Raw genomic sequence first — 21362 nt, 5'->3', positions numbered from 1 at the left:
CCCCCGCCATGACCCTGGCCGAGATCGCCGCCCTGCTGGGGCTGAACCTCGCTGTGTCCCTGGTCGTGATGCTGGGGCTGTCGGTCTGGGCGGTCCGCTCGAACCGGATCGGCGTGATCGACGGCGCCTGGCCCTTGCTCCTCGCCGGGCTGGCGGCCGTGACGTTCGCGGCCACCGAAGGCGATCCGGTCCGCAAGGGACTGCTGCTGTGGCTGGTGACGTTGTGGGCGCTGCCGCAGGCGTGGCGGCGGCTGTCGCCCGCGGTGAGACGCGCGGCGGACGCCCGTTACGCCGGCGTCGCGACGGCGCTGGCGGCCCGAGGACGCTGGAGGCCGGCCCTCGCCTCGCTGTTGCTGTTCTTCCTGCCGCAAGGCGCGCTCGCCTGGTTGACGGCGCTGCCCGTGCAACTGGGCCAGATCGATTTCCTGCCGCCGGTCGGCTGGATCGGCTGGACCGGCGCGGTGCTGGCGGTCCTCGGGATCGGTCTTGAAGGACTGGGAAGCCTGAAGCTGGCGACGCATCGCAAGGCGCCCGCCGTGGGAGCGCCTTCGCCCGCCGGGCCGCGGCGCTGGTTGCTCCGGCCCGATTATCTGGGCGACCTCGCCGTCTGGTGGGGGCTGTGCCTGATCGCGTCGGAGACCGGCCCCGGCCGCTGGTCGGTGCTGGGCCCCCTCTTCCTGACCTTCGCCATGGCCCATTGGGCGACGACGGAAAACCCCCGCCGCGAGCGCGACGGGGGCTGACCGTTCGAAGGGTTCAGCCGGAGGTCATGAGCCCCCGGATGGACTTGGTAGGCCGGAGCTTTTTACTGCCCCGGGTTCGCCGTCGAGGGCGAGGTGTTCGGGGTGTTTTCGGTGGTCATGCCGCCGTCAGCGTTGCCGGCTTGCTGTTCGATCATGTCCGCCTGCTCGTTGAGGGCGGTTTCGGCGGCCTCGGTCGGCGCGGCGGCGGCCTGTTCTTCCAGGGCGTCGGCTTGCTGTTCGGCGGCCTTGTCGGCCTGGCTTTCGCAGGCGGCGACGCCGGCGAGGGCGAAGGTGGCGACGGCGGCGATGATGAGTTTACGCATGGGTGGGTTTCCTTCCACAGTGGAGCCCGAATAATGCGCCGCTTCGTATTTGGTTCACGGCCGCGTGACCGTTACGTGAGAATCTTCTTTCAGCCCGCCTCGGCGAAGGCCACGCGGGCGGCGCCGAGCAGGGCCGCGTGCTTGTGCAGGATGACGTGGGTCGGGATGGCGGCCATGTAGTCGGTGAACCGGCCCTTGCGCTCGAACCGCTCGCGGAAGGGGCTGGCCTTCAGGAAGGGCAGGATGCGCGGGGCGATGCCGCCGGCGATGTAGACGCCGCCGCGCGCGCCCGTGGTCAGGGCGATGTCCCCGGCCACCGCGCCGAGGATGGCGCAGAAGCGGGCCAGGGTGGCCCCGCAGGCGCTGCGCGGATCGGCCATGGCCTGATCGGTGATCTCGGCCGGGTCGTCGATGTGGGTCTCGCGGCCGTCGATCTCGGCCAGGGCGCGATGCATGTTGAGCAGGCCGGGGCCGCAGATCAGCCGCTCGATCGAGACGCGGTCGTAGCGGCGACGCAGAATGCGCAGGATCTCGTCCTCGACCGGATCACCAGGGGCGAAACAGGCGTGGCCCCCTTCCGAGGGTATGGCCATCTCGCGACCGTGGAAGTCGCGGATAAGGGCCGAGACGCCGAAGCCGGTGCCGGGGCCGAGCACGGCGACGGCGGACTCCGGATCGCCCTCTTCCGGACCCCCCAGGGAGGCCAGTTCGTCCCGGGGCACGACCCCCGCGCCCCAGGCGAGGGCCTCGAAGTCATTGATCAGCCGCACCGGATTGAGACCGAGCGTGCCGAGTTCTCCCTCCGAGACCCGCCACGGCGAGTTGGTGAGGTCGATGGCGCCGTCGGTGACGGGGCCGGCCACGGCGATGACGCCCGAGGTCGGCTTGACCTCGCAGCCGTCGACATAGGCTTTGACCCCGCTGAGGAAGGTCGGATGGTCCGCGCCCTTGAAGCTCTGGTGCTGCTCCAGCACCGGCTTGCCGTTGATCATGTGGGCGATGGCGAAGCGGGCGTTGGTGCCGCCGACGTCGCCGACCAGCAGCGTCTTGTCCCAGGCGATGGTCATGCGGTGGTCTCCTCGGAGCGGGACATGTCAGGCGTCGACCGCGCGGTCGTTGAGATTCGGATCCGGCTGACGGTCGGTCCACGCCGACCCGCCCATGGGGCCGGCGAAGCAGATGGAGGCGCCTTCCTCGGCGGTCGAGACGACGTGGCGGAAGGCCGCGAACAGCTCCCGGCCATAGCCCCAGGCCGAGCCGCCGGCGTGGTCGGCGGACCGCTCCGCCGCGGGCCGCGTGGAGAGATCGACGCCGACGGTGGTCAGCGCCCCGGCCTCGGGATCGAGCCGGATGACGTCGCCGTCGCGGACGCGGGACAGCATGCCGCCGGCCAGCGCTTCGGGCGAGACATGGATCGCGGCGGGCGTCTTGCCCGAGGCGCCGGACATGCGGCCGTCGGTGACGAAGGCGACCTTGAAGCCCTTGTCCTGAAGCACGCCGAGGGCGGGGGACAGGCTGTGCAGTTCGGGCATGCCGTTGGCCTTGGGGCCCTGGAAGCGGAGCACGACGACGACGTCGCGATCCAGCTTGCCGTCCTTGAAAGCCTGGAGGGCGTCTTCCTGGGTTTCGAAGACAGCGGCGGGGGCCTCGACGATGCGGTTCTCCGGTTTGACGGCGGAGATCTTGATGACCGCGCGGCCGAGGTCGCCCTGGACGAGGCGCAGGCCGCCCTCGCGGTCGAATGGATCAGAGGCGGGGCGGAGAATGTCCGTGTCCAGACTTTCGGCCACCCCGTCCTGCCAGACCAGTTGGCCGTCGATCAGCGCCGGTTCCTGGAAATAGTGGTGGATGCCCGGACCCATGATGGTCCGGACGTCGGTGTGGATGTTCCCGGCGCCGGCCAGTTCGCGGGCCACGAAGGCGACGCCGCCGGCGGCCTGGAAGGCGTTCACGTCGGCCGAGCCGTTGGGATAGACCCGGGCCAGCAGGGGCGTGACCGACGACAGCTGGTCCATGTCGGTCCAGTCGATCAGGACGCCGGCCGCGCGGGCCATGGCCACAAGGTGGATGGCGTGGTTGGTCGAGCCGCCGGTGGCGAGCAGGGCGACGATCATGTTGACGATCGACTTCTCGTCGATCACGTCGGCCATGCGGCCCTCGCCCGAGCGGGCCAGCTCGACGGCGCGTTTGGCGGCGGCGGCGGTCAGGGCGTCGCGCAGGCCGGTCTCGGGATGGACGAAGGCCGTCGACGGCATGTGCAGGCCGCCGAGCTCCATCATCATCTGGTTGGAGTTGGCGGTGCCGTAGAAGGTGCAGGTGCCGGGCGAGTGGTAGGAGCCGATTTCGCTTTCCAGCAGCGTCGTCCGGTCGACCTTGTTCTGGGCGTAGAGGGCGCGGACGCGGGCCTTCTCGGCGTTGGGGATGCCGCTGGGCATCGGACCGGCCGGGGCGAAGACCACCGGCAGGTGGCCGAAGGCCAGGGAGCCCATGAACAGGCCGGGCACGATCTTGTCGCAGACACCCAGGCACATGACCGCGTCGAAGGCGTCGTGGGTCAGGGCCACGCCCGTGGACATGGCGATGACGTCGCGGCTGAACAGCGACAGCTCCATGCCGGGGCGGCCCTGGGTGACGCCGTCGCACATGGCGGGCGTGCCGCCGGCGACCTGGGCCGTGGCGCCCACTTCGCGGACGGCCTCGCGGATGACGGCCGGGAAGCGCTCGAACGGCTGGTGGGCCGAGAGCATGTCGTTGTAGGCGGTGACGACGCCGACGTTGGGTTCCTTGCCGCCCATGGCGGTGAGCTTGTCGGCGATGGTCTGGCCGGCGAAGGCGTGGGCCCAGTTGGCGCAACTCAGCTTGGCGCGGCCGACGCCCGAGCCGCCGGCCGCGTCCATGCGGCGCAGGTAGTCGGCCCGGGTTTCCCGGGAGCGTTCGACGATGCGGGCGGTGACCTCGGCCACGACGGGATTGAGCTTGGGCATCAGGCGGCCTCCGTCCAGACGACTTCCAGCGGAACCTTGTGGGCCACCAGGGCGGCGATCGGCTGGGTCGCAGGATCGCCCTTCGCCTCCCGCTCGAAGACATCACGCTTTTTCGCCCCGGCGAGGGCCAGAATAACGCGGCGGGCCTGCATCAGATACGGCAGGTTGATCGAGAGGCGCTCCAGCGAGGGGGCCGTGCCGTCGCGGCCCGGCGGCACGCCAAGGACGGTGGGCTTGAGGTCGGGCGACAGCAGGGTCTTCAGGGTCGGGCTTTCCGGGAACATGGAGCAGATATGGCCATCCTCCCCCATGCCGAGAAGGACCGCGTCGAGACGTCGACCGTCGAACTCAACGCTCATCTCGTGCGCAGCCAGCGCGGCGGCGCGGTCAACGGTAACGGCCGGTCGATACATCGGCAGGAACACCGCCTGGGCGGCCGGGCCCCTCAACAGGGTGCGCTTCAAAAGGGCGGCATTCGAGTGCGGAGACGATTCTGGTACGTACCGTTCGTCGATCAGAGTGACGAAGGTGTGCTGCCACTCTTCCATCGGGCGCATGGTCGATAACCGCCGATAGATCGGCTCCGGAGTCGAGCCGCCCGAGCCGGCGAAAGTCGCCCAGCCATTCTGAGCCGGATCCTTCAGGCCTTCTCCGAGCGCGTCCGCCAGTCGAGCGGCGCAGTACATCGCCCAATCCGGCGCGTCGGCGATGATCTCGATCTCACGCATTGCCGGAGTTCCATGCGCGGCCGGTGCGGGAGAGAAGCAGGTCGGCCGCCTCGGGTCCCCAGCTGCCGGCGACGTAATCGTGCGGTTTGAAGCCGGCGCCCTCCCAGGCCTCGGAGACCTCGTCGACCCATTTCCACGCCTGCTCCGCCTCGTCGCGGCGGACGAACAGGGTGGAGTCGCCGTGCAGGGCGTCGAGCAGCAGCCGTTCGTAGGCGATGCGGCGGCGCGGCGGGGCGGCGGTCCGGTCGTTCTGGCCCCACGACAGGCTCATGCGGATCGGCTGCAGTTGCATGCGCTGGTCGAGGCCCGGTTTCTTGTTCATCACCGAGAGGGAAATGTCCTCCTCGGGCTGCAGTTCGATGACGAGGCGATTGGCCTCCACCGCGCCACGGTCGCCGTGGTCGAAGATCGAATGCGGCACCGGCTTGAACTGGATGACGATCTCGGTGCGCTTCTCGGGCAGGCGCTTGCCGGTGCGCATGAAGAAGGGCACCCCGGCCCAGCGCCAGTTGTCGATGTCGGCGCGGACGGCGACGAAGGTCTCGGTGTCGGAGTCGGCGCCGCGCTCCTCGTCATAACCCTTGACCGGCTCGGCCTCGACGACGCCGGCGACGTACTGGCCGCGGACCGTGACCCGCTCGGCCTCCTCGGGCGTGATCGGGCGTAGCGAGCGAAGCACCTTGACCTTCTCGTTGCGGACCGAGTCCGGGTCGAGGTCGCTGGGCGGCTCCATGGCCACGAGGCAGAGCAGCTGGAGCATGTGGTTCTGGAGCATGTCCCGCAATGCTCCGTACTCGTCGTAATACGGCCAGCGGTCACCGACGCCGACGGTCTCGCCGACGGTGATCTGGACGTGGTCGATGCTGAGGTTGTTCCACAGCGGCTCGAAGATGGTGTTGCCGAAGCGCAGGGCGATCAGGTTCTGGACGGTTTCCTTGCCGAGGTAGTGGTCGATGCGGAAGACCTGGTTCTCGGAGAAGGCGTCGGCGACGGCGTCGTCGATCTGGCGGAAGGTCTCGAGGTCGCGGCCGATCGGCTTTTCCAGCACGACCCGGTCCTCTGGCTCGGCCAGGCCGGCGGCGCGCATGGCCGTGACGATGCGGGCGTAGAGCGACGGAGACACGGCCAGGAAGGAGGTGCAGGCGCCGTCGCCGACCTTGTCCTTCAGCGGCTTGAGGCTCTCGGCCGAGGTGGCGTCGACCGCAAGGTAGTCGAGCCGCGCCTCCATGCGGGTCCAGGCGTCGTCGGACCAGGCGGCGTCGGCCTTCGCCTTGGCCTCGACCGACTGGCGGACCTTGGCGACGTATTCATCGCGGGTCTCTTCGGAGCGGGCCGCGCCGATGATCTTGAGGCCGTCCGGCAGCAGGCCGTCATGCTCGAGGAAATAGAGCGAGGGCAGGAGCATCCGCATGGCCAGATCGCCGCCGCCTCCGAACAGCACCAAGGCCGCCATGCGCTCTCCTCAGGTTCAGGTCCCAGCTTGACCGGGGTTTGGTCTGGCCGCTTCCGCCCGCTGAGCCAAGACGTCGAGGACGTCCTGAAACACCATGTGACGGGCCCGCAGCAACACCAGCAGATGATAGACCAAATCCGCGGCCTCGGAGGCGAGTTCCGAATCCGGCCCGGCCGCGCCGGCCAAGGCGGTCTCGACGCCCTCCTCGCCGACCTTCTGGGCCGCGCGTTTGGGGCCCTCGGCGAGGAGGCGGGCGGTCCAGCTGTCGGCGGGATCGGCGGCGGCGCGGGCGGCGATGGTGGCTTCGAGGCGGGCGAGGCGGCCGAGGCCGGGGGCGTCCTCGTCGCCGAAGCAGCTGACGCGGTTGAGGTGGCAGGCGTTTCCGACCGGGCGGACCTTGAGCACCAGGGCGTCGGCGTCGCAGTCGGGGGTGATGGAGACGACGCGCAGCCGGTCGCCCGAGGTCTCGCCCTTGCGCCAGCGGCCGCCCCGCGAGCGCGAGAAGAAGGTGGCTTCGCCGGAGGCCAGCGTCTCGTCGAGGGCGGCGCGGTTCATGTAGGCCAGGGTCAGCACCTGAAGGGTGGCGGCGTCCTGTACGACGACCGGGATCAGGCCGCCGGACTTGTCGAAATCCAGCTGGTCGGGATCGATCAAGGCCGCACCTCCACGCCGCTGTTGATGAGAAACGCCTTCAGGTCCGGAATGGCCAGCGATCCGGTGTGGAAGACGCTGGCGGCGAGGGCGCCCGAGACGTTGGCCTGCTGGAATGCGTCGCGGAAATGGGCGGCCTCGCCCGCGCCGCCCGAGGCGATCAGCGGAATGGTCAGGCGTTCGCGAGCGGCGGACAGCTGGACGATGTCGTAGCCGCGGCGGACGCCGTCCTCGTCCATGCAGTTGAGGACGATCTCGCCGGCGCCGAGCTGTTGCGCCTCGACGATCCAGTCGAGGGTGCGGCGCCCGGCGCCGCGACTGGCGGAAGGATCGCCGGTGTACTGGTGGACGACCCAGTTGTCGCCGGCGCGCTTGGAGTCGATGCCGACGACGACGCACTGGGCCCCGAAACGGGCGGCCAGTTCGGAGATCAGTTCGGGGCGTTCGAGGGCGGGGGAGTTGATCGAGACCTTGTCGGCCCCGTGGTCGAGGCAGCGACCGGCCTGCTCGACCGAGCGGATGCCGCCGGCGACGCTGAACGGGATGTCGAGCAGGCGGGCGATGTCGCGCACCCAGCCGTAGTCAAGGGTGCGGCCCTGCGGGCTCGCCGTGATGTCGTAGAAGACCAGTTCATCGGCGCCCTGGTCGCGGTAGCGGGCGGCCAGATCGGCGGCGTCGCCCATGTCGCGGTGACCCTCGAAGCGGACGCCCTTGACCACGCGGCCGTCCTTGACGTCGAGGCAGGGGATGATCCGGCGCGCGGTCATGAGCGGGCCGTCTCCAGCGCCTGCTCGAGGGTGAAGCGGCCCTCGTAGAGGGCGCGGCCGACGATGGCTCCGGAGGCGCCGACGGAGCGGGCGCCGGTCAGGTCGGAGAGGTCGGCGACGCCGCCCGAGGCCTGCAGCCACAGGTCGGGGCGGCGCAGGTGGATCTCGGCCAGCAGGTCGAGGTTGGGGCCGGTCAGGGCGCCGTCGCGGCCGACGTCGGTGACCAGCAGGTGTTTCGCAGTTCCGGGCGGGTAGCGGTCGAGGGCGGTCCAGAGGTCGACGGAGGCGGCCTCGGTCCAGCCCCTGAGGGCGGGGATATACCGGTCGCCGTCGGCCTTTACGTCGATGGCCAGGGTGATGTGGTCGGGGCCGAAACGCTCGAGCCAGCCGATCACCGACGCGGGATCGGAGACGGCGAGGGAGCCGACAACGACGCGGCTGACTCCGGCCTCGAGCAGGCGCTGGACGTCGTCCGCCGAGCGGACCCCGCCGCCGGACTGGATGCGGATGTCGATGGCGGCGGCGAGGTCGCCGATCAGGCCGTGCTGCATGGCGCGTCCCGCCTCGGCCCCGTCGAGGTCGACGATGTGGGCCCAGTCGGCGCCGGCGGCGCGGAAGGCGGCAAGGCGGGCGGCGGGGTCTTCATCATAGCGGGTGACGGCGTCGAAGCGGCCGTGCATCAGCCGCACGCAGACGCCGCCCCTCAGGTCGATGGCCGGATAGACGATCATGCCGGCAGCTCCAGGAAGTTGCGCAGGATGCGGGCGCCGGCGGCGGCCGAGCGCTCGGGGTGGAACTGGCAGCCCCAGCGGTTGGCGCTGCGGACCACGGCCGGGATCGGAACGCCGTAGTCGGCGCGGGCGAGGGTCGCGTCGCCGTCGGGGCAGACGTAGCCGTGTACGAAATACGCCCAGGCGCCGTCGTCGAGTCCGTCGAGCAGCGGATCGGGCTGGACCAGCGACAGCTGTGACCAGCCCATGTGCGGGACCGGGCGGTCGGCGGCGGGAGCCAGGGCGCGGACGGTTCCGGGGATCAGGCCGAGCATGGCGACGCCCTCGCCCTCCTCGCTGGTCTCGAACAGCAGCTGCTGGCCGAGGCAGACGCCGAGCAGGGGGCGGGGGAAGGCGCGGATCGGCTCCATCAGGCCGAGGTCGGACAGGCGGGCCATGGCGTAGCCGGCGGCGCCGACGCCGGGCAGGATCAGGCGTTCTGCGTCGGCGACCTCGACCGGGTCGGCGGTCAGCCGGACTGTGGCGCCGAGCCGCTCGAGGGCGAACTGGACCGAGGCGACATTGCCGGCGCCGTAGGCGAGGACGGTGACGGCGCTCACAGCACCCCCTTGGTCGAGGGAACAGCCTCGCCCTCGACGCGGATGGCCTGGCGCAGGGCGCGGCCGAAGGCCTTGTAGACGGCCTCGGTCTTGTGGTGGTCGTCGTCGCCGGTGACCGAGACGTGGACGGCCGCGCCCATGGCCTCGGCCAGCGAACGGAACACATGGGCGGTCAGGTCGGTGCGGTAGTCACCGATGAAGGGGGTGCTGAACTCGCCCTCGAAGACAGGGTAGGGACGGCCGGACAGGTCGATGGAGACAGACGCCCGGGCCTCGTCCATCGGCAGGACGAAGCCGTAGCGGGCGATGCCGCGCCGTTCGCCGAGGGCCTGTTTCAGGGCCTGGCCGAGAGCGATGGCCGAGTCCTCGATGGTGTGATGCGGGTCAGTGTGCAGGTCGCCCTCGCACGACAGCCGGAGCGAGAAGCCGCCGTGGGCCGCGATCTGCTCCAGCATGTGGTCGAAGAAGCCGACGCCGGTGGCGATGGCGACCGGGCCGGGCGCGTCGAGATCGACGGCGCAGACGATGCGGGTCTCCTTGGTGTCGCGGACGGACTGGCCGGTGCGGTGCGGCCGGGTCGGGGCCGGAGCGAGGTCGAGGGCGGCCAGCAGTCGGTCGTTGACCTCGACCCGGGCCGAGACGGGCAGGCGCAGGCGGTCGTCGGCGCGCCCGGCCGGGACGCCGTAGCGGGCCAGGGCGACCAGCACGGCGTCGGGATCGGCGGGGCGGGCGATGATGACGGGGCCGAACCCGGGCTCGACGACCATGACCCGCGACACAGCCTTGGCCAGCCGTTCGCGTTCGGCGCGGACAAGGGCGATCCGCTGGTCGGTCTCCATCTGCCGGGAGGGGTCGAGGGCCTGAAGGGCGAGACGGATGGAGACCTCGGGAAGGGCCCAGGGCTCCAGGACGCCGGCGAGGCGGGCGAGGGTTCCGGGCTGAGCCAGGGCGGCGCCGACGCGGGCCCCGGCGAGGCCGTGGGCCAGCGACAGGCTGCGCAGCACGACGAGGTTGGCGTGGTCGTCGAGGATGGAGGCGGCGGAGGGGGCGTCGGCGAACTCGGCGAGGCCTTCGTCGACGACCAGCAGGGCGGGCGCGACGCGGGCGGACATCTCGGCCACCGCTTCGGGCGAACCGAGCGCGCGCAGGATGACGGCGCCGGTTTCCGCACCGGGCGTGGGGCGGGGGTAGAGGGCGGCCAGGGCGCGGTAGGGCTCCGCGTCGGGGGCCTGGACGGCGAGGCCGTCGCGGGCGGCGAGGCGGAAGACCAGCTCCAGCCCGTGGGTCAGGCCGCGGACGGGGAGGACCCGGTCCCCCGGGACGCCGTAGATCTCCGCCATGCGGGCGGCGAGGGCGCGTGGTTCGGCCGGATAGCGGTCGAGGCCGTCGCCGCCGGAGACCAGAGGCGCGAAGGGGGCGGGGAGGTTGCTCAGGCTCATCCCCCGCTCCTCAGATCGGCGGCCCGGGCGTGGGCTTCCAGCCCCTCCAGCCGGGCGAGGCGGGCGGCGACGGGGGCGAGCTGCCGGGCCCCGGCCTCGGTGACGGACTGGACCGACATGCAGGTCATGAAGCTGGCCGTGGTGATCCCTCCGAGGGTGCGGGCGGCGCCGTCGGTGGGCAGGACGTGGCTGGGACCGGCGGCGTAGTCGCCCAGGGTCTCGGCCGCGAAGGCGCCGACGAAGACGGCCCCGGCGGCGGTGATGCGGTCGACCAGGGCCTCGGCGTCGACGGTCTGCAGGGCGAGGTGCTCCGGGGCGTAGAGATTGGCCACCTCCACGGCCTCGGCCATGTCGCGGACGCGAATGGCGCGCCCCTCGGTCAGCGAGGCCCGGGCGATGTCGGCGCGGGGCAGGGTTTCGAGCTGGCGCTCCACCTCGGCGAGGATGGCGTCGATGTTGGCGCGGCTCTCGGAGACGAGGATGACCTGGGCGTCGGCGTCGTGCTCGGCTTGGCTGAGCAGGTCGGCGGCGGCGATCTCCGGATCGGCGTCGCGGTCGGCGATGACCAGCAGTTCGGATGGGCCGGCGGGCATGTCGACGGCGGGGCCGCGGGGGAGGGCGGCGGCCTGCTTCTTGGCCTCGGCGACGAAGGCGTTGCCGGGGCCGAACAGCTTGTCGCAGGCCGGAATCTCGCCGTCGTCCAGCACGACGCCATAGGTCAGGGCGGCGATGGCCTGGGCGCCGCCGATCAGCCAGATGGCGTCCAGCCCCGCCTCGGCGGCGGCGTAGACCATGGCGGGGTGGACGCCGCCGTCCTTGCCGGGCGGGGTGACGACGACGCGCTCGCGCACGCCGGCGACCTCGGCCGGGATGGCCTGCATCAGCAGGGAGGAGAACAGGGGCGCCGTCCCGCCGGGAACGTAGATGCCGGCGGCGCGGATGGGCCGCCAGACGAGGCGCGAGCGGACGCCGGGGGTGGTCTCGAAGAAGGGGGTGTCCTCCGGCCGGGTGGCCTGATGGAAGACCCGGACGTTCTCGGCGGCGATGCGCAGCGACCGGGTGGCGGTCGGCGGCAGGGCGTCGCGGGCAGCGGCGACGGTCTCGGGGGTGATGGCGATGCGGCGGGGCGCAAAGCCGTCGATCTTCACGCTCCAGTCGGCGACGGCCGCTCCGCCCCGGGCGTGAACGTCGTCGAAAATCTTGCGCACCACGTCGACGACGTCCTGCTGGCTGCGGCGGGCGGGGCGGGCCAGCGCCTCGCGGCGGCCGGCGGCGTCCAGCGTGCTCCAGTCTATCCGGCGCATCACATCATCTTCTCGATGGGCAGGACGAGGATGGCCGAGGCCCCCGCGGCCTTGAGCTTCTCCAGCGTCTCCCAGAACACCGCCTCCTGGCAGACGGCGTGAACGGCCACGGCGTCGTCGCGGCCGGACAGGGGCATGACGGTGGGCGAACCGGCGCCTGGCAGGATGGCGGTGATCTGATCCAGCGCGGAACGAGGCGCATTGAGCATGACGTATTTGGCGCCCTGGGAAGACACGACGCCGGCCATCCGCTCGATGATGCTGTCCAGCAGGTGTTGCAGACCCGGTTCGGGCGCGACGGACGACCGGATCAGCACGGCCTGGCTTTCCAGCACCGTCTCGCGCGGGCCGAGGCCGTTGGCCTCGAGCGTGGCGCCGGTCGAGACGAGGTCGCAGATGGCGGCGGCGAGCTTGAGGCGGGGGGCGACCTCGACGGCGCCGCGCATGGTGACGATCTCGGCCGCGACGCCGCGGTCGTCGAGGAAGCGACGCAGGATTTTCGGATAGGAGGTGGCGACGCGCAGGCCCTCGAGCGAGGCCGGGCCGTCGTAGGCCAGGGTCGGCGGCACGGCGATCTTCAGGGTGCAGCGGCCGAAGCCGAGCGGCATGATCACCTCGGCCGTCGGCCCCCCGTTGCGGGCCTCCTCCAGCACGTTCTCGCCGACGATGCCGAGGTCGCAGACGCCGTCGGCGACGAAGGTCGGGATGTCGTCGTCGCGCACCCGCAGCAGGTCGATCGGATAGTTCTCGACCCGGTAGAGCAGGTCGTTGTTCCCCTTGACCACGCGCAGGCCGGCGTCCCGGACGAGGTCGAGGCTGCGGTCGGCCAGGCGGCCGGATTTCTGGACGGCGATGCGGAGCCGCCCCTGAACGGTGCTCATGGCGATCAGGCCTTCAGCCGGTCGAGCACGAGCCGATAGCCCTGGTGCGGCATTTCCCTGAGGAAGCGGGCGACCCGCACGACGGTGGTCGGGCTGGCTTGGGCCGCGGCGGCGATCTCGCGATACGACTTGCCGCCGGCGTCGAGCAGGCGGGCCACCTCCCAGCGCTCGGCGAAGGCGCGCATTTCCGCCGGGGTGCACAGGTCGGCGAGGAAGGCGTCGACCTCGTCGCGCGTCTTCAGCGACAGCAGGGCGTCGTAGAGGGCGACGCGGCTGCGTGCGGTGGCGGCGGCGTTGCGGGGGAGGGTGTCGGTCATGGCGCGTTCCACTATGCTGTAACAGTGGAACGGTCAAGGGGCCCTGTCGGACTCCCTGTCGTCATCGTCGGAATTCGCCGCCAGCCCGTCCAGCTGGTCGATAAGGCGGGCGTGGTGTTTGGCGACCGCCGCCCGCGCCGAAGCCACCTGCCAGGGCAGGGATTCGCAGGCCATCTCCGCATCGTCCTCGGAGAAGGAAGCCGGCTCGGGCGGGACGTTCATGTGTACGCTACTGGGAAGCCAGGTGGCTCGGTTAGGGCCTGCAACCGTGCCGAACCGGTTTTGTTTCCCGCAGAATCAGGGTTTTCCGACCGGTGTGTTTCGCCTACCTCGACCGTCATGGCCAATAGAGTGGTGATCATCGGCGCGGGGCACGCGGGAGGCACGGCGGCGGCCCTGCTGCGGCAGTACGGCTTCGAGGGGCCGATCCTGCTCGCGGGCGAGGAGGGGGCGGCGCCGTACCAGCGGCCGCCGCTGTCGAAAGCCTGGCTGAAGGGCGAGACGGATCTCGAGGGCCTGCTGCTGCGGCCAGAGAGTTTCTACGCCGAGCACGACATCGAACTGCGGACGGGGGTGACGGCGACGGCCGTCGATCCGGCGGCGAGGACCGTGAGCTTCGCGGACGGGACGATGGAACGGTATGACGCGCTGATCCTGGCGACGGGGTCGACGGCGCGGAAGCTGGCGTTGCCGGGGGCGGACCGGCCGGACCTGCTGGAGCTGAGGACGCTGGCCGACGCGGAGAAGCTGAAGGCGGCGCTGGGCCCGGGGCGGCGGCTGGCGGTGGTCGGCGGCGGCTATGTGGGACTGGAGGCGGCGGCGTCGGCGCGGGCGCTGGGGGCCGCGGCGGTGGTCATCGAACGGATGGACCGGGTGCTGGCGCGGGTGGCGTCTCAGACGCTGTCGGACTTCTTCACCCGCTATCACCGGGACCATGGCGTCGAGGTGCTGACCTCGGCCGAGGTCACGGGCTTCGAGGACGGCGGCGTCCGGCTGGGGGATGGAAGGCTGGTCGAGGCCGACGTGATCCTGGTCGGAGTCGGCGCGCAGGCGTGCGGCCGGCTGGCGGCGTCGGCCGGGCTGGCCTGCGAGAACGGGGTGGTCGTGGACGAGACGGCGCGGACGTCGGACCCGGCGATCTGGGCTATCGGCGACGTGACCTTCCGGCCGATTCCCGTGCACGGCGGGCGGCGGCATCGGCTGGAGAGCGTGCCCAATGCGCTGGAGCAGGCCAAGCAGGCGGCGGCGGCGATCGCCGGACGCCCCGCGCCGGCGCCCGAGGTGCCGTGGTTCTGGTCGGACCAGTACGACGTGAAACTGCAGATCGCCGGCCTGCCCGACGGGGCCGACCGTCAGGTGCTGCGCGGCGATCCGGCGGCGGCGGCCTTCGCCGTCTTCCACCTGGCGGGCGACCGGATCGTCTGCGTCGAGGCGGTCAATGCGCCCGCCGAGTTCATGGCCGGACGCCAGATGATCGGCCGGGCGACGGCGGTGGACGCGGACCGGCTGGCCGACATGGGCGTGTCGATGAAGGCGGTGGCGGCGGCCTGAAACCGGCTCAGGCGGCGACGACGCCGGCCTTCCGCGAGGACCCTTCCAGCCGCTCGACCAGGGCGGCGAACGACATCGGGCGGCCGATCAGATAGCCCTGCGCCATGTCGCAGCCCATGCCGCGCAGCAGGGCCAGGGCGGTCGGGGTCTCGACGCCCTCGGCGGTGACCTTCATGCCGAGACCGTGGGCCAGGTCGATGGTCGACTTGACCAGCAGGGCGTCGCGGGCCGAGTCGTCGAGGCCGAGGATGAAGCTCTTGTCGATCTTCAGTTCGTCGGCGCGGATCTGCTTCAGATAGGTCAGGGACGACAGGCCGGAGCCGTAGTCGTCCAGCGACACCGATATGCCGGCCCCGGCGAAGCGGTCTAGGATGCGCAGGGCCATTTCCGGATGGGCGACCACGGCGGTTTCGGTGATCTCGAAGCACAGGCGGGCGCCGGAGGCCTCGACGGCGGCGAGGGCGAAATCGGCGAAACTCTCGTCGGACAACAGACGTCCCGACACGTTCACCGACACCATCAGATCGTGCCCCGCGCGAGCGAGCGCCGCCTGGTCCTGGATGGCCTGGCGGATGACCCATTCGGTGAGCGGGCGGATGTGGCCCGTCTCCTCGGCCATGACCACGAAGACGTCGGGCGGGACGCAGCCGCGCCGCGGGTGGGTCCAGCGCGCCAGGGCCTCCACGGCGGTCACGCCTTCGGCGCGGAAATCATATTTCGGCTGGTAGTTCAGCGAGAACTCGCCGTTGTCGAGCGCGGCCATCAATTCGCTGATCAGCGACAGATTGCCGGCCGGGTCGCCGTAACGGACGGCGTCGAAACCCATGGCGCGGCGATGGGCGGCGCGAGCCTGGTCGACGGCGATGGAGGCCCGGTCGACGGGCGAGGTCACGGTCCGGTTGGTCAGGCCGCTGCGGCCAAGACCGGCGGTGAGGCTGATATCGACCGGCGCGCCGTTCAGGATCACCGGGGCCTGGGCCGCCTCGCAGAGCCGGATGGCGGTCTGGACCGCCGCGTCGTCATCCTCGGCGTGGAGGACGAGGCCCAGCACGCCGGCGCCGACACGGGCCACGGGCGTCCGGGCGAGGTTCGAGAGCCGGCGGCCGACCGTGGTCAGCAGGCCGGCCACGGAATCGTAGCCGATGGCGTTGCGCAGCAACTCGAACCGGTCGATGCCGAACAGAATGACGTAGACGGGCGTGTCCCCGGCGGCGGCGCGTTCCAGCGACAGACGGTTCCCGAGACCGGTCTCCTGGTCATGCAGGGCCATGTGGGTCAGGCGCGCGTCGTGGTCGTGCGGAACGGTCCGGCCGGAACGCGGGGAGAACAGCGCGGACAGGAACGCGAACGAACGGCGCATGCCCTGCGCATAGCCCAATGTGATGAAGCGCACGTAAACCGTACTTAGTTGAGAACAGCTCGCAATAGTTCTTGCGCAACACGGCCAAGCTGATATTGCGAGCGCATCGCAATATCAAACAAGGCCCACCCCATGCTGTCCGGTCCCGACGCCCTTCGCGCTCTCCTGTTCGCCTCCAGCGCCGCCGGGATGCTGATGGCGGGGCCGGCGCTGGCCGATCCGGGACCGGACGCCGATCCGCAGGACGCCACCAACCTCGGAACAGTGACCGTGACCGGGGACCCCGCCCGCCGTGAGCCGCAGTCGCCGGAGTTCGTCGCGCCGCTGGTCGACACGCCCCGGTCGGTGACCATCATTCCGCAGCAGATCATCGAGCAGACCGCGGCGACCTCGCTGCAGGACATCCTGCGCACCTCGCCGGGGATCACCTTCGGCGCGGGCGAGGGCGGCCAGCCGCTGGCCGACCGGCCGTTCATCCGCGGCCAGTCCTCGGGCAACAACGTCTTCGTCGACGGCGTCCGCGACAGCGGCGGCCAGCAGCGCGAGGTGTTCAATCTCGAGCAGGTCGAGGTTATCAAGGGGCCTGACGCGGTCTACTCCGGCCGCGGCTCGGGCGGGGGCAGCATCAACCTGAGCTCCAAGGCGCCGCGCCTGACGAACTTCAGCCGTTTCGGCCTGGGAGCCGGGACCGACGGCTATCTGCGCGGGACCGTCGACCAGAACTGGGGCCTCGGCCAGACGGCCGGACTGCGGTTGAACCTGATGGGCGCGCAGGGCGACGTGCCGGGCCGCGACTCCGTCGACTACGACAAATGGGGGCTGGGCCTGTCGGGCGCGATCGGCCTGGGATCGGCCACCACGGCGACGCTCAGCTACTACCACCTGACCTCGAACCAGATGCCGGACTACGGCATCCCGCTGTTCACCAAGATCGGGGTGCGGACGACCGACAGCGGCGTATTGGACGTGCCGTATGACAGCTTCTACGGGCTGGAGGCGCGTGATTACCTCACCAACGAGGTCGACAGCCTGACCCTGGAGCTGGAGCACCGGATCAATGGCAGCCTGTCGATCCGCAACGTCACCCGCTATGCCGAGACGCTGAACGACTATGTCGTCACCAACCCGGGCGACGGCGGGCGGATCGACACGGGCGGCGTGGCGCTGATCGGCGGCGAGTACTGGATGAAGCGGGCCACCAAGTCGCGCTGGAACCCCGCCGCGACCTTCGCCAACGTCGTCGACCTGTACGGCAGCGTCGACGCCGGCGGCCTGACCCACAATTTCGACGCCGGGGTCGAGTTCAGCCGCGAGATCAACCGCAACGCCTCCTATAGCGTCGCCACCAGCAGCGGAACGGTCTGCCCCGCGCCGCTGACCGGCTTCGACTGCACGCGGGTCTATGCGCCGAACCCGTCTGATCCGTGGACCGGCACGATCACCCGCGGAACCGAAATCCACGCCAACACCAACACCCTGGGCCTGTACGCCTTCGATTCGATCGAGTTCGGGGAGCGGTGGCTGCTGAACCTAGGCGTGCGGCACGATTCCTACGACGTGGACGGCACCGTCCTGCCCCGTGGGGCCGCCGTTCCGACCACTGAAGAAGGCTCGTGGGACTTCGTCAACTATCAGGTGGGCCTGGTCTACAAGCCGACGGCCCACTCGAGCCTCTACGCCTCGTGGGCGACGTCCTCGACGCCGCCGACGGTGTCAGGCGGCGACCAGAACGGCGTCGGCGGCGAGGGCTCCGGCAATCTGTCGGGCGAGCTGCTCGATCCGGAAGAGACCGAAAGCTTCGAGATCGGGGCCAAGGCCAATCTGTTCAACGACCGGCTGGCCGTGTCGGGCGCGGCCTTCATCCTGAAGCGCGAGAACGCCCAGATCCAGGTGTCGCCCGGGGTGTTCGAGCAGGCCGGCGAGGCCGAGGTGAAGGGGGTCGAACTGGGCGTGTCCGGCAACATCACCCGCCAGTGGCAGGTGTTCGGCGGCTACACCTGGATGGAGTCGGAGCTGGTGTCGGGCGCCTACAACAACGTCAACGTCGGCGATTCGCTGGCCAATACCCCGGAGCATTCGTTCAGCGTGTTCAGCACCTACCGGGTGACGCCCAAGCTGAGCCTCGGCGGCGGGGTCTACTATGTGTCGGACAGCTTCGGCGGCAACCAGGGCGGGGCCGGGGGCGGGGCCAACGAGGTCTACGCGCCGGCCTACACCCGGGTGGACCTGTTCGCCTCCTACGACCTGACCGACCGCGCCTCGCTGCAGCTGAACGTCCAGAACGCGGGCGACGAGGACTACATCCTGCGCACCAACGGCGTGCACCACGCCGACGTCCCGCCGGCCCGGCAGGCTATCCTGACGCTGAATCTGCGCTACTAGACCGGGCCATGCTGCTCCACATCCCCGGCGTCTTCAGCAAGGACGAGGTCGCGACCCTGCGGTCGCGCCTGGACGCCGGGCCGTGGGCGGACGGCAATGCGACCTCGGGCCACCAGTCGGCGACCGCCAAGGTCAACCGCCAGCTGCCCGAGGACTCGGCCGAGGCGCGCGAGGTCAGTGCGCTGGTGGTGCAGGCGTTGAACGCCAATCCGATGTTCGTGTCGGCAGCCCTGCCGCACACGATCTTCCCGCCGCTGTTCAACGCCTACGAGGGCGGCGAGCATTTCGGGACGCATGTCGACAATGCCATCCGGCAGCGGGGTCACATGCGCATCCGGAGCGATCTGTCGGCGACGCTTTTCCTTGCGGAACCAGAGACCTACGACGGCGGCGAGCTGATCGTCGAGGAGATGTACGGGCCTCAGCCGGTCAAGCTGCCGGCGGGGGATCTGGTGCTGTATCCGTCCAGGAGCCTGCACCGGGTGACGCCGGTGACGCGCGGCAGGCGGGTGGCGAGTTTCTTCTGGATTCAAAGCCTTGTGCGCGACGACGCGGACCGCGAGACGCTGTTCCGGCTGGATGTGGCGATCCAGCGGGTCAATGCGGAGAAGGGGCCGAAGGACCCGGCGGTGCTGGAGCTGACGGCGGTCTACCACAACCTGCTGCGGCGCTGGACCGAGGTCTGACCGCGCCTAGTAGACGTCGCGCCGATAGCGGCCGGTTTCGGTGAGCGCGAGGAGGCGGTCGGCGCCGAGGGCGGTCTCGAGCGCGGCGTGGACGCCCTGCGACATGCCCTCGAGACTGCCGCAGACGAGAATGGCGGCGCCGTGATCGACCCAGGCGGCAAGTTCGTCCGTGTGCTGAGCGATGAGGTGCTGGACGTAACGACCGTCGCCGGAGTCACGCGAGAAGGCGCGGTCGAGGCGGGTCAGCAGGCCCGAGGCGACGGCGGTGCGGAGCTCCTCGTCGAGGAAGGCATCGTGGGCCGAGGTGCGCTCGCCGAACATCAGCCAGACCCCGCCGTGCGACCGCTGCGCCCGGGCGCGCCAGTGGGCGCGCAGGCCGGCGAGGCCCGTGCCGTTGCCGATCAGGATCAGCGGAACTCCGGGGGCCGGGCCGTGGAAGCCGCGGTTGGTGCGGACCCGCATCTCGACCGTGTCGCCGACCGCGAGATCGCGGGTCAGCCAGCCGGAGGCCAGGCCGGGCGAGCCGTCGGGGCGGGTCATGCGGCGGACGATGAACTCGACCCGGCCGTCGGCGGGCAGGGAGGCGACGGAGTATTCGCGGCTGCCCGGCGAGGCCCCCGCGTCGGGCGCAGGCAGGCCGATCTCGGCGATGTCGCCGGCGACCCAGGCGGGGCTGTGGTCGACCGGCTCGAAGGCCAGCAGCCAGGCCTCGCCGCCGGGGCTGCCGGGGTTCAGGTGCGTCCGGGCGGCGAGACGCCAGCGGTCATAGGCGGGCGGCGTCCAGTCGGCCTCGACGGCGTGGCCGGTGACGGCGCCGAGCTGGTGCTGCCAGTGGCGGATGGCGCCGGCGTCGCCGTTGTCGACCTCGACGCGGTCGAACAGGGGCGAGGCGCCCGAGCGCTGGAGCCAGAGGTCGAGGGCGCGGCCGAAGCCGCAGAAGTCGGCATAGGTGCGGTCGCCGAGCGCCAGCAGGGCGTAGGAGAGGCCCGCGAGGTCGGCGGGGGCCGTCATGTGGCGGCGCATGAACCCGGACATGGGGTCGGGCCCGTCGCCCTCGCCGGTGGTGGCGGCGATGATCAGGACGCGGCCCGCGGCCTTGAGGGCGGGCGGATCGAGGTCGCCGAGCGGGACCACCCGGGCGGGGACGTCGGCCCGGGACAGGCTGGCGGCCGTCATCCACGCCAGCTCCTCGGCGTGGCCGGTCTGGCTGGCGAAGGCGACGAGCAGGGCGTCGGCTCCTTTGTGCGGGGCGAGGGTCGCGGCCCGGGCGGCGGCGGCGCGGCGGGCGCGGGCGCGGCCCCGGACGACCGCGGCGACGATCCCCAGCCACAGGGCGACGGCGACGGCCGCCCACAACCAGCGCAGCGGGTCGGCGGTCACCTGCCCTCGTCGAGCATGGCGGCGAAGGCGGGTGTGACCGTCTCGGTCAGGCCGTCCGGGCCGCGCACCACGAAGGCGGCGGCGATGGCCATGGCCTCGGCGAAGGCGGGGCCTTCCTGCGGGCCCATGACGGTCAGGGCCGTGGCCATGGCGTCGGCGTAAAGGGCGGTGTCGGCGAGCACGGTGACGGAGGCGACGCCGTTGTCGACCGGACGGCCGGTGCGGCCATCGAGGGTGTGGCTGTAAGCCTGACCGTCGATCTCATAACGGCGGACCCAGTCGCCGGAGGTGGCCACCGCGAGGTCGAACAGGGCGGCGACGGTGCGCGGACCGGGGGCGCCGGGGGCCTGCTGCAACTCGGCCCACCACGGGCGGCCGTCGGGCTTGACGCCGGCGCCGCGCAGCTCGCCGCCGATCTCGACCAGATGGCAGGTCGCGCCCATGGCGGTCAGCCGTTCCGAGACCTGGTCGACCGCATGGCCCTTGGCGATGCCGGAGAGGTCGAGCCTGACCCCGCCGAGCTGCTGCACGCCGCGGGCGTTACGGTTGAGGCGCAGCCGGCCCCAGCCGCCGAGGGCGCGGGCGGCGGCGATCTCCTCTTCCGACGGCGCGATGAGCCGGCCGGAGGCGTCGAGCGGGCGAGGGCCCGGCGGGCCGAAGCCCCACAGGTCAACCAGCGCCCCGATGGTTGGGTCGACCGCGCCGTCGGTGTCGTCGGCGAGGTCGAGGGCGGCGTTGAGCAGCGCCCAGAAGGGTTCGGACACGGCCCAGAAGCCGGCGGGTGCGGCGTTGAAGCGCGACAGCTCCGAGCGCGGCTCCCAATGGCTGAAGAGCAGGACGATGCGGCCCAGCTCTTCCTCGATGGCCGTCTGGAAGGCGGCGCGGTCCAGACCTGGGGGTGGAACGAGGCGGACGGCCCAGGTCGTGCCCATGCTCTCGCCGGCGAAGTCCTGGATCAGGTCCGACGGCGGGCGCGTCGGCTCCCGCCCGTGAGTCGGGATCAGCACGCGGTTGTGGGCGCGGGGCCCGGCGTCGCCGATCACGACCGGCGGCGGGGCCGAGCGGCCGGACAAGGAGGGGCCG

The 21362-nt window shown here is 71.2% G+C and carries 21 protein-coding genes; 4 read left to right on the top strand and 17 right to left on the bottom strand.

Translation table 11 applies throughout. The features are described from left to right. The first annotated feature begins 8 nt into the window (after positions 1-8). On the top strand, positions 9-743 hold the full coding sequence (locus ACSQ1L_RS06990; protein WP_435993328.1) for a DUF1295 domain-containing protein: 735 nt from the start codon (positions 9-11) through the stop codon (positions 741-743). Positions 744-805: 62 nt separating this feature from the next. Here the strand turns inward: ACSQ1L_RS06990 and ACSQ1L_RS06985 are convergent, their stop codons facing one another. The 14 genes from ACSQ1L_RS06985 to ACSQ1L_RS06920 form a co-directional block, all read right to left on the bottom strand. After that, complete coding sequence (locus tag ACSQ1L_RS06985) at positions 806-1066, bottom strand: hypothetical protein (RefSeq protein ID WP_435993326.1); 261 nt, start codon at positions 1064-1066, stop codon at positions 806-808. Between the two features lie 89 nt (positions 1067-1155). Continuing rightward, the gene (gene glk / locus ACSQ1L_RS06980; RefSeq protein WP_435993324.1) at positions 1156-2133 is read right to left on the bottom strand and encodes a glucokinase; all 978 of its coding nucleotides are present in this window, start codon (positions 2131-2133) and stop codon (positions 1156-1158) included. A 27-nt stretch (positions 2134-2160) separates the two neighbouring features. Continuing rightward, entirely contained in the window at positions 2161-4050 is a 1890-nt protein-coding gene (gene edd / locus ACSQ1L_RS06975) for a phosphogluconate dehydratase (protein ID WP_435993322.1), read from the bottom strand. After that, positions 4050-4778, bottom strand: a complete 729-nt coding sequence (gene pgl / locus ACSQ1L_RS06970) for a 6-phosphogluconolactonase (RefSeq protein ID WP_435993320.1) — start codon at positions 4776-4778, stop codon at positions 4050-4052. The genes edd and pgl overlap by 1 nt, the downstream gene beginning before the upstream one ends. Further along, entirely contained in the window at positions 4771-6231 is a 1461-nt protein-coding gene (gene zwf / locus ACSQ1L_RS06965) for a glucose-6-phosphate dehydrogenase (RefSeq protein WP_435993318.1), read from the bottom strand. Before zwf ends, pgl begins: the two co-directional genes overlap by 8 nt. A 15-nt stretch (positions 6232-6246) precedes the next feature. Further along, entirely contained in the window at positions 6247-6885 is a 639-nt protein-coding gene (hisIE, locus tag ACSQ1L_RS06960; protein ID WP_435993316.1) for a bifunctional phosphoribosyl-AMP cyclohydrolase/phosphoribosyl-ATP diphosphatase HisIE, read from the bottom strand. Then, positions 6882-7649, bottom strand: coding sequence for an imidazole glycerol phosphate synthase subunit HisF (gene hisF / locus ACSQ1L_RS06955; protein WP_435993313.1), 768 nt, complete (start codon positions 7647-7649; stop codon positions 6882-6884). Before hisF ends, hisIE begins: the two co-directional genes overlap by 4 nt. Beyond that, positions 7646-8380, bottom strand: a complete 735-nt coding sequence (locus ACSQ1L_RS06950) for a 1-(5-phosphoribosyl)-5-[(5-phosphoribosylamino)methylideneamino] imidazole-4-carboxamide isomerase (RefSeq protein ID WP_435993311.1) — start codon at positions 8378-8380, stop codon at positions 7646-7648. The genes hisF and ACSQ1L_RS06950 overlap by 4 nt, the downstream gene beginning before the upstream one ends. Then, a complete protein-coding gene (hisH, locus tag ACSQ1L_RS06945) occupies positions 8377-8979 on the bottom strand; it encodes an imidazole glycerol phosphate synthase subunit HisH (RefSeq protein ID WP_435993309.1) in 603 nt (200 codons plus the stop codon). The genes ACSQ1L_RS06950 and hisH overlap by 4 nt, the downstream gene beginning before the upstream one ends. Next, entirely contained in the window at positions 8976-10418 is a 1443-nt protein-coding gene (hisB, locus tag ACSQ1L_RS06940) for an imidazoleglycerol-phosphate dehydratase HisB (RefSeq protein ID WP_435993307.1), read from the bottom strand. The genes hisH and hisB overlap by 4 nt, the downstream gene beginning before the upstream one ends. Then, positions 10415-11722 carry a histidinol dehydrogenase gene (gene hisD, locus ACSQ1L_RS06935; protein ID WP_435993305.1) on the bottom strand — a complete coding sequence of 436 codons (1308 nt, stop codon included), beginning with the start codon at positions 11720-11722 and terminating at the stop codon, positions 10415-10417. Before hisD ends, hisB begins: the two co-directional genes overlap by 4 nt. Then, a complete protein-coding gene (gene hisG / locus ACSQ1L_RS06930) occupies positions 11722-12603 on the bottom strand; it encodes an ATP phosphoribosyltransferase (protein WP_435993303.1) in 882 nt (293 codons plus the stop codon). Before hisG ends, hisD begins: the two co-directional genes overlap by 1 nt. A 5-nt stretch (positions 12604-12608) precedes the next feature. Continuing rightward, positions 12609-12920: a YerC/YecD family TrpR-related protein gene (locus ACSQ1L_RS06925; protein WP_435993301.1), complete on the bottom strand. Its 312-nt coding sequence runs from the start codon at positions 12918-12920 to the stop codon at positions 12609-12611. 33 nt (positions 12921-12953) lie between these two features. Beyond that, positions 12954-13142 (bottom strand): hypothetical protein, encoded by a 189-nt coding sequence (locus tag ACSQ1L_RS06920; protein ID WP_435993299.1) that lies wholly within the window; start codon positions 13140-13142, stop codon positions 12954-12956. Between the two features lie 117 nt (positions 13143-13259). Here ACSQ1L_RS06920 and ACSQ1L_RS06915 point away from each other — a divergent pair, with 117 nt between their 5' ends. After that, positions 13260-14471 (top strand): NAD(P)/FAD-dependent oxidoreductase, encoded by a 1212-nt coding sequence (locus ACSQ1L_RS06915; protein ID WP_435993297.1) that lies wholly within the window; start codon positions 13260-13262, stop codon positions 14469-14471. A 7-nt stretch (positions 14472-14478) separates the two neighbouring features. On the opposite strand, the gene ACSQ1L_RS06910 is transcribed toward ACSQ1L_RS06915, so the two are convergent. Further along, the gene (locus tag ACSQ1L_RS06910; protein WP_435993295.1) at positions 14479-15831 is read right to left on the bottom strand and encodes a putative bifunctional diguanylate cyclase/phosphodiesterase; all 1353 of its coding nucleotides are present in this window, start codon (positions 15829-15831) and stop codon (positions 14479-14481) included. Positions 15832-15963: 132 nt separating this feature from the next. Here ACSQ1L_RS06910 and ACSQ1L_RS06905 point away from each other — a divergent pair, with 132 nt between their 5' ends. Together ACSQ1L_RS06905 and ACSQ1L_RS06900 are read left to right on the top strand one after the other, a co-directional pair. Further along, positions 15964-18213 carry a TonB-dependent receptor gene (locus ACSQ1L_RS06905; protein ID WP_435993292.1) on the top strand — a complete coding sequence of 750 codons (2250 nt, stop codon included), beginning with the start codon at positions 15964-15966 and terminating at the stop codon, positions 18211-18213. An 8-nt stretch (positions 18214-18221) separates the two neighbouring features. Next, on the top strand, positions 18222-18899 hold the full coding sequence (locus ACSQ1L_RS06900) for a Fe2+-dependent dioxygenase (protein ID WP_435993290.1): 678 nt from the start codon (positions 18222-18224) through the stop codon (positions 18897-18899). A gap of 6 nt (positions 18900-18905) precedes the next feature. Here ACSQ1L_RS06900 and ACSQ1L_RS06895 read toward each other — a convergent pair whose 3' ends face one another. Next, complete coding sequence (locus ACSQ1L_RS06895) at positions 18906-20279, bottom strand: sulfite reductase subunit alpha (protein WP_435993288.1); 1374 nt, start codon at positions 20277-20279, stop codon at positions 18906-18908. Then, positions 20276-21352, bottom strand: coding sequence for an FAD:protein FMN transferase (locus ACSQ1L_RS06890; protein WP_435993286.1), 1077 nt, complete (start codon positions 21350-21352; stop codon positions 20276-20278). The genes ACSQ1L_RS06895 and ACSQ1L_RS06890 overlap by 4 nt, the downstream gene beginning before the upstream one ends. Positions 21353-21362 lie beyond the last annotated feature (10 nt).

It is taken from the genome of Brevundimonas sp. LjRoot202, assembly GCF_964253355.1.
Classification (GTDB): Bacteria; Pseudomonadota; Alphaproteobacteria; order Caulobacterales; family Caulobacteraceae; genus Brevundimonas.
Note: the sequence above shows the minus strand (reverse complement) of the source record. Positions and strands in the feature narration are given on the sequence as shown.